Here is a 16925-nt window from a genome sequence, read left to right as displayed (position 1 = left end):
GCATGTTCAGTGTTGAGCAGCATCGTATGGCTGCGGGGTTGTTAACTAAATGCGACTACAGTGTTTCCGCTGTAATCAGGGAGTTGGGCTATCCATACGATAACTCGCTACGGTTTTGCCGGTGCGAATACCAGAAAACCAGCGGGCTGGCAGGGTTTCTCAAGGGGAAATGTGCATAGGGGGTGTTCCCGTTGTTACGGCGGAAACACCCCCTATTGGTTATTTGATTATCAAACCGCTACGGGTTTAATACGGGGATTAATCAGTGACTTCGAGCCAGAGCTTCAAAGACACGACCTTATCCTCGTAGTTTGCTTTGGAGATTTTCACGAATACTTCTTGTTCCCAAGCACCCTTCTTTGCTGCCGCATTGGTACTATCAGTCGCAATCTTGAATTTGCTGCTGTCGATTTCGAGGGTCACCGCACCAGTCGCTGAGGAGCCACTGGTTGCTTCTGCTACAGTGAGTTTATTACCGGTTAACGCGGTGCCTTCTTTATCCTTCACCAAAGTAAAGCTAGCGCCATTAACCGCCTCGCCGTCGTAGCCGTAAGCCGCCAGTGTCGCGGTAGAAGTCGCGCTCTGGTTAACGGCTTTCGCTACTTTCAGGGGCTTGTTTTGGCTCTGTCCATCATTAGCGGCGCTACCGTCATAAACCTTGTGACTGGCATCAACCCTGAACACGTCCTTATCGGTAACAGAGACTATGAACGAGCCACTGTTATCTTTATCATCAGTGAACTTCACCGTATAGTTCTTACCAGCAACAGCGCTAGCGCCGGCTTTCACGGTGAACACGCCACTAGCGTATGCAACGGTCGGGAAAGAAGCGATTTCTCCGGACGCCACCGTGTTAGTACCATCACTGACCAGGATTTTATCCGCAGAGATAGTGGGGTTGGCTTCCACACCGTTAAGCATCACCTTAGTCTTAAGCCCAGTAGCGGTGTTGGATTTACCGAGGGTCAGACTATTAGCGGAAAGCACATTCGTCTTGCCTGGGGTGGGTTGGTTGGTGTTGTCGCCGCGTTGGGCTACGAGGGCGGTGGCGTTAGCGGTTTTCAACAGGCTGTCAGAGATTACTTTACTGCCGCCAACTCCGTAAATCTCGATTAGTTTCGAGTTGCTAGCACCCAGACGTTTCGCGGCGCGGATAATCTCGTTGTTAACCTCGTTCGAGTAGGCCTCCGCGCTGCTAGTGAGTAACACCGGGCCACGATGCAACTGGCCAGCTACCACCGCATCGGCCAGAGCATCACCATTAACCAGGTAAACCGCAGTAGTCCAATCCGGGTCATAACGGTTTTGATACCAAGCCGAGATAGCCGCCGCAGTACCATAACGGTTCTTACCAGCCAGGCGAGTGTAAGACTTACCCTGGAGCTTGTCACCCAAACCAGCAGCCTTCAAATCCAGGTAAGCCACCGTGTCTTTAGCGGACTTCAAGTTAGCCTCTGCCGCATCCAAACGGTATTTAAACACCTGCATCTGCGCATACAAAGAAACCCCAGTAATCTGTACGTCACCATCAATAACATGCTTAGCTAACCCATCGAAATCAGACTCCGTACCATCAGCCTGCTTCGCGTTATACTTATCAATCGCTTTCTTCGCGTCCTTAATCGCATCCTTCGCGTACTTTTCAATAGCAGCAGCCTCATCAAAAGTAATCTTCTCACGAGAAGGCTTAAACAACTTCCCCGCCACATCCTTATCGGCAGTTACCATGTCTTTAGAAAACACCGGAGACAGCTTCGCAATAACATCTTGGACTTTATCGTTGGCTGCGAGTTTCCCTCCGTCCAAAAGCTTCTTATTCTCATCGATGCCTTTAACACTATCCAACGGGGCAACAGCCTTCTCCAAATCAGCCCGCGCCACGTCATAGCGAACCTTAGCTTCTTTGTATAAACGCTTCGCGGTCTTAACCGCCTTCACATACTCACCATCAGAACGATTCCACTGGCTATCAGCTTCAGCAATCAAAGCCTTCAACCGGTCACGCTTCGCAATAATATCCGGATAAGAATCATCCGTAGACAAAGCATCATTACCCAAAGCAGTGTACTGCGCAGACAACACCGTAGAATCCGGAATCACCTTAGTACCACCCACCGCAATAAAGCTCTGGGGCTTAACCTTCTTCAAATATGCCATCACGGATTCCGGCAGTGAACCATCTTGTTTAGTCAACAAAATCGGGGAATCAATCGTACCCGCAGTCAACGCATCAACCAAAGTCACCCCATTAGCCAACACCACCGTACCCGGGGTGAAACGGCCAGTAACCTGACCAATACGATTCGCGATCTCCACAGAAGTCTCAAAACGATCATGACCAGCCACACGAGCCGTCTTCAAATCCCCAGCCTTCTTAGCAATATCAGACAACACCGAATCCGGCACCGCCTTATCACCACCAAGAGCGATAACAGTCTCCACGCCGAATTCCTTCACTGCTTCCGCGACCTTCTCATTAGAAGACCCATCAGCCTTAGCCAGCAGCATCGGCCCATCAGTCAACGCGCCACCAGCAGCCGCATCTACCTCACCATCATAACCCGCGATATAAACCACCTTCGGAGGCTGATTACCATTCCAAGAATGATCAGACACACCATCAGCAGCCTTCATCGCGTGCTTAGCCACCTCAATCGCCGTATCAACACGACTCTTACCAGAAAGCCGCAAACGATTCACATCATAAGACGGAGACGGAACCATCCTATCCCCACCCGCAGCCACAGCCGCCGGAACCCCAGCCAACGAAGCCACCAAAGCCGCAGACGCAACCCCAACAGCCATCTTCTTACCAAAATTCATCATCAAAACACCCTTCATCTGGGTAGTAGAAGAAGACCAGGAATTCCGGCTCAGCAGGGGCAAAACCCCTGAACTCAATCGTTCGTTTTATTCGTTTTGTTCGATTATTTCGTTTTGCTGTTGTCGAGTGTTATAATTGCTGTATGGCTACCCAATATGCTCTTTCACGAACCCTGCACTCCTCGGAGTCGGGGGATACTTTTCTTCCTGACCAGGAAGAACTCGATTCTCTACAGCAACTTGCTTCTGTGCTGACCCAGGCTACTGAGGAGGATTCATATTTCCTGGTCGATGAAAAGACTCAGGCGAAGAACCGTTTGCCGCGTGACCTGTATAAAATCCTGCTGAAGGCCATTATTGCCCTGTCTGAGGGGCGCGCGATTAGTGTGACCCCGTTATCGACGCGCTTGACGACCCAGCAGGCCGCGGATTTTCTGGGGATTTCTCGCCCGACCCTTGTGCGTCTGCTTGACGAGGGCGATATACCTTACAGTCGTCCGCGTCGCCACCGCCAGGTCCTTCTGGCAGACCTTTTGGAGTACAACGAACGCCAGCAGTATCGGGCCGCGAAAGCGTTGGACGAAATCATGGCTGACACGGCACGGATGGGGTTTTATGATGAAGAATTCGCTCGCCCTGACCGGGCCGCCCAGCCAGACGAACCTGCCTCCCGCGCTCGCCCAGACAAATCTGTTGACCCTGTCCGCCCCGCACAAACTACTCAATCCTGATGTTCAGCGCCGTTCTTGATACTAGTGTTCTTTATCCTTCGCTGTTGCGCGATGTGTTGCTTGAGCTGGCTTGGGAAAAGGTTTACCGTCCGGTGTGGTCAGACCGTATCTTACAAGAGCTTGATGCTGTCATTCGCCGTAGACACTCCCACCAGACGGACATGAACGTTGACAGTTACATAACACGGCTGATTTCCCGTATGAACAAAGCGTTCCCTGACGCTCTCACCGCTGACGTGCGGGAACTCGAACTGGATCTTCCCGATCCTCAAGACGTTCACGTGGTAGCATGCGCTGAAGCGGGCCATGCCGAGGCCATCATTACCCGGAATCTCAAAGATTTTCCGCCTGCTGCCCTCCCGCAAGACATTCGCGCAATCCCACCTGACGCTTTCCTTCTGGATTCGCTAGACATGAATCCGCAACTGTTCGCTCAAGCGCTGGGTGCCATCGCCTCTCGCAGCGGTCGGCACGGACTGCCTATCTCCGCGTTTAATGACCTCGTCGTCCACCTGGATCGGAAGTGGTGTCCCGGTCTGCGCTCGACCCTCAGTGAACACGGATTCTAGAATAAGCACCCTCTCGATAAGCCCGGTGACGGGTTCGTCCGTCTCAGATTGCCCGAGGCTTTGAGGGTCTGGGCGGGGGGGATGCTCCGGTGTTTGGGATTTATAGGGGGAGAATAGCTGGGTAGCTGCCAATAATGGCAGCTACCCAGCTATTCTCCACTTTTAGGCACACTCCTGCCGGGTATCCCCCCCCTCAAAAAACCTCCCCTGATTCGCTACAGCCTTTGCGGATGTCGACCCAAAATCCTCGTTTGCCCGCAACTAGGTGTCGGCCCAGGAATCCCCGCGTGCTTATTGAAGGCAGTAGGTTGTATCTGGATCGCCTTGGCTACCAAGCATCACCACGCTCCCGGCAGCGATGAGCTTCCCGAGCGCGTATCGGGCCTGACCCTCGCTGAGTCCCGTAACAGAACGTATGGTGTTTAGGGTTTGCGGACCGCCTGACAGTGAGGCAAGGATAGCGGGACCGTGCTTGGTGCTTGTTTGGATGGGAGCGGCGGGTGTGGTCGGAATCGGTTCCATAGACCTCAAGAGTGGTTGCATCGGGGCTGGTCGCGGGGGGCTGGGGGTGAGTCGCATGAGGACGTGGAGTTCTATTCCCTGGTCGATAAACCGGGGCCGGGGCAGGCCACAGGCTTCAAGGACTTGGATGGCTTCGCGGATGCCACCGCCTTCACCCTCGATTACGCGCGCTCCGTCAGGAGTACGGACGTTTTTCAAGATTTCGTAAAGCATCGGGTTGACCGCGCTTTTACCGCCTGGTTTACCCAGACGCTCGGCAGTCACGCCCCATAAACCGCCCGGGCTGGTCACCGATAACACACTCCCACGGATGCGAATCTCGACCCGCTTGGAATCAGTTATGGGTGCCAGCGAACGGTGCACCAGGGCGTTGGCGATGATCTCACGAGCCGCAGCGAGTGGGAATGTGGGCAGGTCGCGGGCGTGACCGTGCTGGTCATAGACCAGGGCTTTACTGGTGTTACGCTCCACCCAAGCAAGAGATTGTTCAAGGAGTTCCGGAACCGGGCCAGTAAAATGCGACAAATCCATGACGCGCGGCGTCGAGACCGTTCGCGCGACTTCACCCAAGGACGTGCCTGCGGTCGTGTTTGGTCCTCGCTCTGAGTCGATTACCTGAACTGCGGCGGTCACCCCCAGGCTCGGCGTGACCGCTTGGGGCATCTTGCCCAGCGCATAAAGACCACCAAGCGTGGCTTCGCCACCAGGAGTCAGAACCCCAGAATAAACCAGCCGCTCAGTGCGTGACATCTCATGAAAACGCCGAGAGGCCAGTGACAGCGCTTCATCGTAGGCCGCGACCAAGGACGCATCCAAATCCGTCAGGGACGATCCCGGGACACTAAACCGGTCGGGATGCAACGGTTCGAAACCCTGTGTCTTCAGAAGTTCGACATGCTGCAGTTCCTGGGGACTCATCGGGTATTCGCCGTCTGCCTGACGCAAATATGCCACACCCTTATAGAAAGCAGGGCGGGACGCGAGTTCTAGCCCGCGCACCGTTGCGACAAGGATGGTCTTGCTGCCGATTTTTAGCGTCTGGAAATCGAGCTGCGGAGGCGGCTTGATATGGTCGCGAGCCTGAGCGGCTATGCTTTGTTCCAGCTTCGCGATACGCGAAGGAGCAATCCCCAACACTTTGAAATCCAGGTTTTCCGAAACGCCAATGATAATCGTGCCCCCATCAGGCATATTAGCAAAAGCGCACAAGGTCTGTCCCAGACCAGGAATGCCATTAGCACCCGTTTTCACTTCAACATCGTAAGAATCCCCACCACGTTCCCGCAGTTCATCAAGCACTTTTACAAGAGTTCCAGAGTTCAGCACTCTTTAAGTATAAGACTTAAAGAGTTTAAGTGTAAGAGCAGGTGCGAGAGTTAGGAAACAGGACAGATTTACCCCCGAATTCCTGGTCTTCTACTATTACCCAGATGAAGGGTGTTTTGATGATGAATTTTGGTAAGAAGATGGCTGTTGGGGTTGCGTCTGCGGCTTTGGTGGCTTCGTTGGCTGGTGTTCCGGCGGCTGTTGCGAATAAGTCGATTCCGTTGCCTGGTGGGGCGAAGTTGGAGCGTGTTGATGGCGTGGATCGTATGTTGACTTCGTTTAATGCTGCTAAGTTGCGTATGCAGGATAAGCAGAGTAACGGGGTTGCTGTTAAGACTGCTTATTTGGTTAATCAGGACTCTGTGGTGGATGCTGCTACGGCGGGTATGGTTAAGGATGGCGTGGTGTTGTTGGTGCCTTCTGATGCGAAGGGGCAGCAGTTGTTGGGCGCTATGATGTCTAAAGACGATGATTTGAAGAAGATTAAGAAGCTTGTCGCTATTGGTGGCGAGGCTGTTATGCCTAAAGAGGCTGTGGCGAATGTCGCGAAGATGAATCGGAATATTAATTCTAAGTCTGATCGTCTTGGTGGTAAGAATCGTTATGAGACTAATGTGGCTATTGCTAAGAAGGTTTATAAGGACGGCGGCCCTGGTCCGATTTTGTTGACTCGTGGGGATAACCCGGTTGATGGGATTACGGCTGGTTCTTACGAGGCAGCGGCGACGTTGCTGGTGAATCCTGCTGGGGATGTGGATAAGTCTACTAAGTCTTATATGGATTCTTTGAAGGGTAAGAATCAGGACGTTCTTGTTTTGGGTGGCGAGAGTGTGTTGCCTGAGGATCAGGTAAAGAAGTTGTTTGATGGTGTTAAGCAGCTTGATCCGTGGTCTTATAAGGATGAAGTCACTAAGTTGAAGAATAATCTGCGTAAAGCGGCGGCTAATTTTATTGGTCAGTCTGCTTGGCAGAAGGGTACTGATAATGTGGCGGGTTATTTCGGTCGCGCGGCAGAGAATTCTAATAATGGTGACTGTGTTGACGATATGAAGCTTTCTGGTGATCAGAGCCTGATTAACGTTAGTGATGGTATTCCCGCGACTGAGAAGTGCTTTATCGGGTATGACCGTTCCCTTGGTTTGGTGAAGGCTAATGCTGCGAAGATTTTGAAACAGGTTTCCGCTAAGCAGGATGCTTTGGATAACCAGGTGAAGGCGGTTAAAGCTGCTAACGTGACTGCGCAGGCTGAAGGTAAAACTGTGAAGAGCTACCCGGCTAACGCAAGGGATCTGGCTGCTTATAGTGGTTACACTGCTTTGTCGGCTGCGTTTAAGGCTATGTATGGGGTGGCTCCGGAGGCTCCGGAGGCTACTATCGATAGTGAGGGTGTTGTCACGGTGAATAACCCTGGTTCCTGGAAGTTTAGTGCTGACGGGGCATTTGATGGGGTGAATGAGGACGCGGTGGCCTCGGTTATCGCTGATTATAAAGACGCGGCGGGGGATTCCAAGGTGATTAAGCTCAATGCTTCCACCACGGTGAAGTTGGGTGACTTGCCGACCACTACCCTTGGCACCGCTGATAATATCGCTAAAGCCAGCGGTACGAATCTTGAGGTTAACTTCGGTGCGGTGGCTGAGGTTACTAAGAAGGCATTAGCGGATTTGAAGGCTGGTCATGCTGAGGCTAAGAAGGCTTTGGATGATGCGATTATCGCGTGGAAGGCTTCTCCTTTCGCTAAGGTTGTCGAGCGGAAGGGTTCTGGTTCCCCGCGTATTGTGGGTAAAGACCGTTACGAGACTTCTGCGTTGTTGTCTTACTATCTGCGTGGCGCGTCTAACTCTCGTAACTCGGAGGGCTGGACTGAGAATAACGGCTGGGGCTTCGGCAGCTGGAAGCATGTGTATTTCGCTTCTGGTGAGGACGCACACCTGATTGACTCGGTGGTAGCTGGTCAGTTGCGCTACGGGCCGATTCTGTTGGTGAAGTCTGATGGGGATTTGCCGGAGTCTGTGGCGAAGGAAATCAAGAACATGGGTACCGCTAAAAAGGTTCAAGGCGGCTGGGTAATCGGTGGTAAAAAGGCTGTGTCTGACAAGGTCGCTAAAGCCGGGGCTGCTAAGTTCTCGGAGGGCGGTAAATTCGTTACCGATGACAAGCAGTCCAGTACCCGCGGTGATATCAACCTGCACTCCGTAGCCGGTCACACCAACCCGGTCGAAGCGGTTGAAGGCAAGGTAGCTACTTTCAAGTACCTGTTGAAGGACAAGGTCGGCGCGGTTATCACTAAGCTGACCGATGCCGATGTAGAAATTAAAACCGACCCCGCTGGTGTTGACTCTAAGAGCAGCTTCGATGTTGTATTAGGCAACGATGGCGAGTTGAGCGTAACCACCAAGACCACTACTGGTGTTGGTACCTATAAGGTTACTGTGAAAGACAAGAAAGGTAATAGCAAGTCCTTCACTATTAAGGTAGTGGAAGCCCCCGCCGCCGGAGCTAAAGCAAACGATCAAGGTCTTACTGACCTGAACCAGATGTCACTCACTACTCCAGCAGGGGCTAAGACTGTGGAACTTGACATTACTGCTCCGTCTGCCGCCGCCTCCGATATCAAGGTCAACGGCGAGGCTCCTAACGCTGATGGTCGGCCTAACGCCGCAGCCACTGCTGGTCAGAACGGTAAGGTTGATGTGACGGTTACTCCTGGTACCACTAAGTTCGGTACATACACGGTAACCGGCAAGGTCGGCACCAGGAAATTCAGCTTCATCTTCGAATACAAAGCCCCGACAAACCCGACCGCTCTTGTAGCCACCACCGGTATTACTGGCGCCTACGGTATCAATGCTAATCCCAACACCACATCTGCAAATGATGCTGTTAACGGCTGGAAAGGTTACAAAGCTGACGGCACCGAAGTTACTCCTAACGGAGTAGTTGCTGTGAAACACTCCACCGATAACAAGTGGGGTATTAAAGGCGGCACCGATGTGAAGTACTTGGTGAAGTCCAACACGGTCTATGAAATCAAATAGTACTGACTGAATACCCTGGGTTTGGTTTCATGAGGAGCCATCCCGGATAACAGAATATTGTGTGCTTGTTTCCCCGGCATTCGCCGGGGAAACAAGCCGTTTTTATCCGTGTCAAAATTTTTGCCTGGAGCGGTCTGGGTTTTTCCTGGTCCGGTTTGTCGGGGTCGTATTCCAGGTTGTTCTGTTTGTGCTGCGGATAATGTTGTGGAACTAACCATTTGCAGTGGTGATATTGAAGCATACTGGGTTTTGTTCCTATCTGTTTTGAGAGGATTGGAACATGTCTAAGGGGTATTCGCCAGAGTTTAGAAATCGTATGTCGAGGATAGTTGGTGATCGTCTGTCTGATGACAGGTCGTCCACGATTCAAATCACAAACCACCACCGACACTAAATCCGCCACACCTCAACAAAAAGCCCCCACCCCGACCGGCACCTCATGAACCCCAACAAAGCCGTCAACGGAACACGGGCTGAAGTGTCCTGGGTTTTGTTTCTAGGTTTTTTTGAGGGGATTGTTTTATGCCTAGGAATTATTCGCAGGGGTTTAGGGATCGTGCTGTCGGGCTGGTGTTTGATCGGCTTCGAGACGATTCTGGGGTTTCGAGATGGGCGGTTATCAGTGATATCGGATTGAAACTCGGTGTCAGCCGGGAATCACTGTGCCGCTGGGTGAATCAAGCTGAAATAGATCAGGGCGAGAGATCCGGGGTCACTCGAGAGGAGTCTGCCGAGATACGACGTCTGCGTAAAGAAAACGCAGAACTCAGACGTACGAACGAGATTCTGAAACTGGCATCAGCTTTTTTCGCCAAAGAACTCGACCACCCGGCCGAGTGAGGATGCAAACTGAAAACGCAGTTTTCGAGTTTGCATTCCGAGCGAGGCGGGGTACGCACCGGAGGTGCAAGTACCCCGCGATAGCATGATTGCGTTTATTGACCAGTATCGTGATTGTTTCTCGGTCGAGTGTATTTGCCGGGTTATGAGAGAACACATGGTTGGGGGCTTCCTCACGCCACGTGGTTACCGGGCTGCAAAGTCAAGAACTGTGTGTGCTAGGCGATTGAGAGATGCCTTGTTAATCGAGGAAATCGTAAAGATTTTCGACCAGAATTACCGTGTTTATGGGATTCGTAAAATCTGGCGTGCTATGCGCCGGGCGGGGTTTGCTATCGAACGGGAACAGACTGGCAGGTTGATGCGCCTGGCCGGGATTCATGGGGCACACCGAGGCCGTAAACCGGTGACTACCCGGCCTTCACCGCCCGGATACACGCCCGGATACACGCCCGGATTTAGTTAACCGCGATTCCACTGCAGATAGACCAAACCGGCTGTGGGTCGCGGATATCACTTATGTCAGAACTTTGTCGGGTTTCGTGTACACAGCTTTTGTTACAGACGTGTATTCACGCAAGATTGTGGGCTGGGCTACCAGGTCAACTATGCCACTGAGGCGTTGCCGTTAGAGGCCTTAGAACAGGCGATAGGCTGCGCTAAAGACAATCTGGCAGGACTTAATCCATCACGCTGACCATGGTTGTCAATACGTAAGCATTAAATACAGTCAACGACTAACAGATGCAGGGATTAGATCATCGACCGGAACTATTGGGGATTCTTACGATAACGCGCTAGCCGAGACAGTCAACGGGCTATACAAAACCGAGTTGATTTACTCCCAGACCTGGCTCATGCACCGAAGTCGAATGGGCAACCCTGAACTAGGTGTACTGGTGAAATCACCAGCGTCTCCACGAATCGCTAGATTATTCCACTCCCGAGGAAGTAATAACCCAATATAATCAAACCCATGCTAAACAACTAGCACCCGTATAAGAAACGGAACAAAACCTGGGACACTTCATGTGTGACGCGGTGGGAGGTTCCTGCGAAGCGGGGGATTCTGTCGTGATGCACGGTGCGGTCGATGATGGTGGCTGGTATTGGGGGTGTCACCCAGAATGGTTCCTTATCTGGAGAATTCCAAGTTAGAGGTATAGATGATGGAGCGGTTTTCTTGGCATACACTAAGCACGTACCACCTGCTGGCATAAATCTGTGGAATGTCAAGCATGGTTATGATTTAAGCCAAAAAAGCTAAACAACCTCTATTTTTCATTGAGATACCAATCAAAAACCCGAATTAAAAACACGGAATCCTGCTGGTTACCCGCTGTCCCCAAAACGGTTTACCCGCTTTTTTCGACCATTTTATTCCCTGCCACAGGGAAGGCCGGCCCCCGGGAACCTGTCGGGGTTTCCGGGGGCCGGCCTGGGTTATCTAGTTGTATTCAAGAAAAAGTTTCCCAGTCCTACTTGGTGTCAGTTTTGGAGTCTTTAGGGTTTTTCTTGTCTTTAGCCTGGTCGGCTTTAGGCTCGGCCGGGGTGTTAGACAGGGTCTTCCCTACCGAGTTATCGAACAGGGTCTTACCAATCAAGGACCCGTCTTTAGCGGCTTTCGCCGCGTCGTTGAGAGTCTTATCCGATACAGCATTAGCACCACCCAACGCGGTGACGGTAAGCATCTTCGAATCAGTACGAGCGAAAGCGAGACGCTGCTTAACCTGGTCGGTGAGGACACCAGCCTTGTTGACTAACAGGATAGGACCTTGCTTCAATTGCCCGCCAGCAACCGCGTCGATGAAGGTATCACCGTTAGCGAGGTATACCCGGGAGCTCTTCGCGAGCTCATAGCCAAGACCACCCTGGGAATCAGGCAGGGTCACATAGTACGCCCTCCAGTAAGCCGCAATCGCGGCGGAAGTCTCGAACCGATCCGTTCCATAAAGCCGGTCGTAGCGCTTAGGAGTCACCTTATCCAAAGCAACATTGAAAGCAACACGAGCCTCGTTATAGGCAGACTCGGCACTCTTACGATTGTTCAACGCGATAGATTCCAGAATGTGGGCGACACGCGAAGCCCCAGCGAAACCACGCGGGTTAATAGTAAACGCCTCGCCTTTATCCAGCCCAAAAAAGCTCTCGTCATAGCTGGTGCCGTCAAAGCTGCGGGCACCGGTTAGCAGAGCATCAACAACAGCCATAGACGCATCACGCACCAGGGCGCGTTTCTTAGCGTCAGCCTTACCCCAAATCCCGTTGTTAAGCGTGGTGTAGCGCAGAGACTGGAACCAGCCAATCATGTCCCCGTTATTGAACCCATCTTGCATCGCGGCGTAAAACTCGTTGATAAGATCCTTAGCCTGGTCGACCAAAGCGTCACTCTCAGCCAAGAGTTTCGCGTGGTTAGCACGGAACACCACCCGGTTACCCTCCGCGTTCTTCTTGAATGCAAAGAACTTAGACACGTTCTCCTGGGTCAAATCCACGCCGTAGGCGGCCTTCACAGCTTTAACAGCCGGGGCGAACCCAGCGAACGTGTTTTCACCCAGCTGGGAGTTAGCCCCATCCGACACGGCCTTATCAATAGCAGCCTTATACTTGTTCAACCCGTTAGCATACACGCCGTCGATAGAGGAATAGGCAGCCTCGATACGCTTATACCCCATGAACGCCAAGCCACCGCCAGCGTTATCAATCTGGAACCGAACCGAATCCAAAGCCTTCTGAGCGGCCTCAAGATTAGCCTTAGCAGCCTTCACCGCAGGAGTCTTCTCCACCTCGGCCTTCTTCGTATTATACTCGGCCATAGCCTTGTCATACGCGGCCTTAGCCTCGTCATACTTCTTTTGAGCGACAGCTTCCTCACCGTATGCCTTGTCTTTAGCCTCGGCCTGTTTTGCCGCAGTGTCACCGAAGGTATCCTTGTAATCAGCGGTGAAGACGGTTTCCGCGTTAGTAGCGGCACCACCACTAGCATGCTTAGTCGCGTCAAGCTTGTCTTTCGCCAGGGCGCCCTTGAGTTTACCAGCATCGGCCTTAGTGGCAACATCTGCGGTATTCTTCGAAGCGCTGTCAGCCCAGTACGCGGTGACATATTTACCTACTTTTGTAGCGAAGTCTTTAGCAGCTGTAACACCGCTATCAGTGCCGTCGCCAGCCTTCTCGTAGGCCTCCACTAATTTGGTGATTTCCTCCGTGACTTTTGCGCGGTTAGCGATTTTCTCTTCAGCTTGTTTCAGCGCCGCGTCTTTATCTTTCAGCGTGCTCTCGGCGGCTTTCAGTGCAGTGTCGGCGGGTTTGGCAATTGTACCTAGCGCGGTTTTTACTGCTGTCTCGTAGGCTGTTTGAGCCGCGTTCTGGGCTGCTTCGAGTCCGGCTACCTGGGCGCGGAGCACGTCGAGCTGTTCCTCGGACAGGGTCTGGGTTTCCCGGATTTTAGGATTAACACCTTTACTACCGGGCACACCCTTGAGCAGGAACTCGGCCTCATCCATTTTCTTTTTAGCGTCTTTAATATCCTCATTACCAGTGAAAGCGTTACGAATAACCGGGTTTTGTTCGGCCTTCACGAAAGAAGTAGACGGGATAGCCTTCTCACCACCCAAAGCCACAAACTTGGAAGGCAAGGTTTTAGCCAAGTATTTCTTAGTTACTTCAGGCACGGAACCATCCGGACCCAACAAAAGCACCGGCGCGTCATCCATTACCCCGGAGACTAGCGCATCCACCGGGTTATCACCACGCGCTAAATAAACCTTCTTAGGATAAAACTGCCCGACAGAAGACATACCCTTGTAATTCAAACCACGCTCAGCGATAGCCACAGCGGTCTCATAACGGTCAGCCCCGCCGAGACGCTCAGACGGCACACCCACAGCATCAGCAACAGTCTTCAAAGAACTACCAGCAACAGCTTTCTCCCCACCAATAGCAATGATTTTTTGCACGTTGGGGAACTTGTTGTTAATAGAATCACTTACAGCCTTGGCGGAACGGTTATCCCCACTCACCAAATATATCGGCCCGTCAGACAAGTGACCAGCAGCAGCAGAATCCACCGCAGAAGCATCACTAGCAGAGGCGAGATACGCTACCTCAACATCAGTAGCAGTCTTCTCGAAAGCCTTCTCCGCAATCTTAATAGCAGTTTCAACACGATCATACCCGCCGAAACGATCAGTAGAGACCATGCCATCATACGAACCAGGCACCTCCTGCTCGTTAGCAGCCACAGCCGGAGCCACCCCAGCCAACGAAGCCACCAAAGCCGCAGACGCAACCCCAACAGCCATCTTCTTACCAAAATTCATCATCAAAACACCCTTCATCTGGGTAAAAACCAGTCACCCCCCAAACCACCCCCCACCAGCGGAAACATACCCGGAATACTTTAACACGGTGGGGACTGCTGCCAGCACCATGCCCAGAACCGATCTCCCGGAGCCGGTAGGTCGATATCACAATCCAGACTAAGAAATCCCCCGGAGCCCGGATAACCGTCCTCTATGGCGATAACACCAAATCCCGTAACACTGGGTTTCCCTGAAGTCGTGACGGATCTGGCTCGACTTGTGCTGGGTTCCCGGGAGTCCGAAAATCGGCTTTTATGTACGCCGTGGACATCTATACCCTGCTAAGTTTCTCAAAACCCCAGGTCAAAGTATTTCCCATTTCCGGCAAACCCCGGAAAATGCCCCACGAATGTCCAAAACGCCAAAATCGACTCATGATTCGGCGCAAATCGTGGTTTGCGACTATGACTGTGGAAAAATCGTTTTCCACAATTGCGTCTGGCGCGAGTTGCAGGACTCTGCGCGAGGCGAGAGCATTGGCTCATGGACCCAGAATTAGAAGAATTCATGAAACTAAACCAAGGTGCGTATCCGCTGCGCGAGCTTAACACGTACTTTGGGCGTTACTCGTTGGCGTGTGCCAGCCGAGCCGGGCAACTGAAAGTAATCAAACGCTGCGTCGCGTATCTGCCGGGCACGGATAGGCGTGTCGTAGTGGCGCGCGCCAACCGGGGCCATGTCGCGTGTGTGACGGCACTGCGCAAATGGGGCGTGGATACGCTGCGTCGCCCCCGAAAGATTCATGTGGCGGTGGCGCATAATTGTCACCGGATACATACAAAAAACACGGTGATACACCGGATTCTACCCGCCGCGCCGAGCCTGTCCCGGCTATACGTCGATGACCCGGTGGCGACGGTGGTATGTGCTCTGAAGTGCGTCGACACGCCGGAAGAGCGCGAAGTAATCGTTGACTCTGCTCTGTTTAAAGGGCTGGCAACTAAGGAACAGTTGCTGGCCGAAGTTGGGGAACGCGGCTCCGTCGAGGTACGCCAGGCTATTGAACTCGGCAGCTACCGGGCGCGTTCTCCGCTGGAGACCAACGCGCGGCGCGTGCTGCGCGGGCTCGGGCTGAACGTGAAAGTCGGTCAGGTTATAGCGGGCATCGGCGAAGTTGACATGGTCGTCAGCAACGGGGTACATGAGGTGATAGTCGAACTTGATGGCTACGAGTGGCACGCCAGGCACAGTCAGTTCGTCGAGGATCGCCGGCGCAGCCGCGAATCGTTGATTAACCAACTAGCTACCCTGCGCTTCACCTGGGACGATGTCGAATCGGGACAGTTCAAGACTGATATAATTCGTTACTTCAAAAATCACGGCGGCCTGAGTGGAGCGGGCGAGGAATACGGTTCATAAGTAGGGTACTCTTGCCCGCCGGCGGTGTACCCGGCGGCGCTTGAGCTGGAATTACGAGACCCACTCGGCCTGACGCTCAGGAAAAGGCTTGTTGGCCGCGCCTAAGTGGGGATTACGAGACCCAGTCCAGGTCTCGCTACGGCCGTCCTTACTCTCGGGAATTCCAATTCAGGCCACTCTGCGGTCGCCCCAGCTCCAGGTTCCCAATCTGGAACCCGGACTGCGGGTGGTTTTTACCGATTTATTTGCGTTTTGGACATTCATGGAACGATTTTCGGGGCTTGCCGAAATCGGGAAATGCCCTGACCTGGGGTTTTCAAAAACTTACCAGGGGATAGATGTCCACGGTGCAAATAAAAACCGATATTCAGGCTCCCGGGAGCCCCAGTCCTAAACAAATCAACCCGCATATCTGAAAGCTGCCGACCATTGAGCCGAATAACCGTGTAGCCAAAGTCGGTGTCGCTGAATTCCGGGGTTAATCTTGCCCGAGACCCCTAGTTCTGAGAGAATTGAGCCTATCAGGCAGGGCTACGCCTATTCGACTATTGATTTCCCATCCGCGTAGCGCTCTAAAAACTCCGCCGGAGTTAGAATCTCGGGGTATGTCAGGCGGACATCAGCAAAATCCTTGTCTCCCGTGACAAAAATGTCCACATTACTGTGTGTTGCCGCATATAAAATCGGGTAATCGTTGGGATCACGAATCTGGTACAGATTTTCCGGAATGTGTAACGGCATCACCGCCGACTCATAGTCCAGCCTCGCCAGGAACCGATCCACCGACGAGAGATAGCCAGGAAACTTCCGTGCAACCACCTCCCGGAACTCGTCAATCACATAAGTCGAAATCACCAGGTCATATTTCCAGGTAACCACTTCCATAATCCGCAAAACCTGCGGATTAGGAAACAACGCCATAGAAATCAGCACGTTAGTGTCCAGCATTACCCGCATGAGAGCGCCTACACGTTTTCGACCGACCCGGCACCCGACTTGGGGGCGCGTTCCTGGCGGACTTCTTTGACCAAGTCGACTACGTCACACTCGGTTTCGATACCGAGTTTTTCGGCCACGCCGGCGAAATCGTTTTGCAGTTCGAGCAGCGCCTGTACCGAGGGATTCACTATCACTACCCGGTCGCCATCCTCCAAAAACATTATTTTCCCACCCGTCTTCACCCCAAGTTTACGGCGTACCGCAATCGGGATAGTGATTTGCCCCTTCGCCGTGACTTTCGCTAGTTCCATTTTCTGTCATCCTCCCAATAATGCTTTTATAGTGCCACTTTTTTACAATGACATCGTAACGCTTTCGCAGTGACACCCTTACAAGGAATCCCTTACTTTCCTTACT

The 16925-nt window shown here is 52.6% G+C and carries 9 protein-coding genes and 1 pseudogene; 5 read left to right on the top strand and 5 right to left on the bottom strand.

The window, feature by feature from the left end; translation table 11 throughout:
• Positions 1 to 258: 258 nt before the first annotated feature.
• Positions 259 to 2841, bottom strand: a complete 2583-nt coding sequence (locus F4555_RS07645; protein ID WP_103758610.1) for a cell wall-binding repeat-containing protein — start codon at positions 2839 to 2841, stop codon at positions 259 to 261.
• 125 nt (positions 2842 to 2966) lie between these two features.
• Here F4555_RS07645 and F4555_RS07640 point away from each other — a divergent pair, with 125 nt between their 5' ends.
• Together F4555_RS07640 and F4555_RS07635 are read left to right on the top strand one after the other, a co-directional pair.
• Complete coding sequence (locus F4555_RS07640; RefSeq protein WP_114991509.1) at positions 2967 to 3554, top strand: helix-turn-helix domain-containing protein; 588 nt, start codon at positions 2967 to 2969, stop codon at positions 3552 to 3554.
• The gene (locus tag F4555_RS07635) at positions 3554 to 4123 is read left to right on the top strand and encodes a PIN domain-containing protein (RefSeq protein ID WP_114991513.1); all 570 of its coding nucleotides are present in this window, start codon (positions 3554 to 3556) and stop codon (positions 4121 to 4123) included. The genes F4555_RS07640 and F4555_RS07635 overlap by 1 nt, the downstream gene beginning before the upstream one ends.
• 291 nt (positions 4124 to 4414) lie before the next feature.
• Here the strand turns inward: F4555_RS07635 and F4555_RS07630 are convergent, their stop codons facing one another.
• On the bottom strand, positions 4415 to 5971 hold the full coding sequence (locus tag F4555_RS07630) for an RNA/DNA-binding domain-containing protein (RefSeq protein ID WP_004016326.1): 1557 nt from the start codon (positions 5969 to 5971) through the stop codon (positions 4415 to 4417).
• A gap of 104 nt (positions 5972 to 6075) precedes the next feature.
• Here F4555_RS07630 and F4555_RS07625 point away from each other — a divergent pair, with 104 nt between their 5' ends.
• Positions 6076 to 9009, top strand: coding sequence for a cell wall-binding repeat-containing protein (locus F4555_RS07625; RefSeq protein WP_115325847.1), 2934 nt, complete (start codon positions 6076 to 6078; stop codon positions 9007 to 9009).
• A 522-nt stretch (positions 9010 to 9531) separates the two neighbouring features.
• Positions 9532 to 10851 (top strand): annotated as a pseudogene (locus F4555_RS07620) (IS3 family transposase).
• A 476-nt stretch (positions 10852 to 11327) separates the two neighbouring features.
• Here the strand turns inward: F4555_RS07620 and F4555_RS07615 are convergent.
• Complete coding sequence (locus F4555_RS07615) at positions 11328 to 14171, bottom strand: cell wall-binding repeat-containing protein (RefSeq protein WP_160151208.1); 2844 nt, start codon at positions 14169 to 14171, stop codon at positions 11328 to 11330.
• A gap of 522 nt (positions 14172 to 14693) precedes the next feature.
• Here F4555_RS07615 and F4555_RS07610 point away from each other — a divergent pair.
• The gene (locus tag F4555_RS07610) at positions 14694 to 15569 is read left to right on the top strand and encodes a putative endonuclease domain-containing protein (RefSeq protein WP_004013862.1); all 876 of its coding nucleotides are present in this window, start codon (positions 14694 to 14696) and stop codon (positions 15567 to 15569) included.
• Between the two features lie 537 nt (positions 15570 to 16106).
• On the opposite strand, the gene F4555_RS07605 is transcribed toward F4555_RS07610, so the two are convergent.
• Together F4555_RS07605 and F4555_RS07600 are read right to left on the bottom strand one after the other, a co-directional pair.
• Complete coding sequence (locus tag F4555_RS07605; protein ID WP_249281426.1) at positions 16107 to 16517, bottom strand: putative toxin-antitoxin system toxin component, PIN family; 411 nt, start codon at positions 16515 to 16517, stop codon at positions 16107 to 16109.
• Positions 16518 to 16534: 17 nt separating this feature from the next.
• Positions 16535 to 16819 carry an AbrB/MazE/SpoVT family DNA-binding domain-containing protein gene (locus F4555_RS07600; RefSeq protein WP_004013859.1) on the bottom strand — a complete coding sequence of 95 codons (285 nt, stop codon included), beginning with the start codon at positions 16817 to 16819 and terminating at the stop codon, positions 16535 to 16537.
• Between the last annotated feature and the right edge of the window lie 106 nt (positions 16820 to 16925).

Origin of the sequence: Mobiluncus mulieris (genome assembly GCF_014204735.1) — a bacterium.
GTDB classification, from domain to species: Bacteria; Actinomycetota; Actinomycetes; order Actinomycetales; family Actinomycetaceae; genus Mobiluncus; species Mobiluncus mulieris.
The sequence above is the reverse complement of the archived record's forward strand: the minus strand, read 5'-3'. Positions and strand labels throughout refer to the sequence as shown.

Excerpts from the sequence above, each read along its gene's own strand:
- F4555_RS07645 (WP_103758610.1), bottom strand. The coding sequence starts at position 2,841 with ATGAAGGGTGTTTTGATGATGAATTTTGGTAAGAAGATGGCTGTTGGG.
- F4555_RS07640 (WP_114991509.1), top strand. The coding sequence starts at position 2,967 with ATGGCTACCCAATATGCTCTTTCACGAACCCTGCACTCCTCGGAGTCG.
- F4555_RS07635 (WP_114991513.1), top strand. The coding sequence starts at position 3,554 with ATGTTCAGCGCCGTTCTTGATACTAGTGTTCTTTATCCTTCGCTGTTG.
- F4555_RS07625 (WP_115325847.1), top strand. The coding sequence starts at position 6,076 with ATGAAGGGTGTTTTGATGATGAATTTTGGTAAGAAGATGGCTGTTGGG.
- F4555_RS07615 (WP_160151208.1), bottom strand. The coding sequence starts at position 14,171 with ATGATGAATTTTGGTAAGAAGATGGCTGTTGGGGTTGCGTCTGCGGCT.
- F4555_RS07610 (WP_004013862.1), top strand. The coding sequence starts at position 14,694 with ATGGACCCAGAATTAGAAGAATTCATGAAACTAAACCAAGGTGCGTAT.
- F4555_RS07605 (WP_249281426.1), bottom strand. The coding sequence starts at position 16,517 with ATGCTGGACACTAACGTGCTGATTTCTATGGCGTTGTTTCCTAATCCG.
- F4555_RS07600 (WP_004013859.1), bottom strand. The coding sequence starts at position 16,819 with ATGGAACTAGCGAAAGTCACGGCGAAGGGGCAAATCACTATCCCGATT.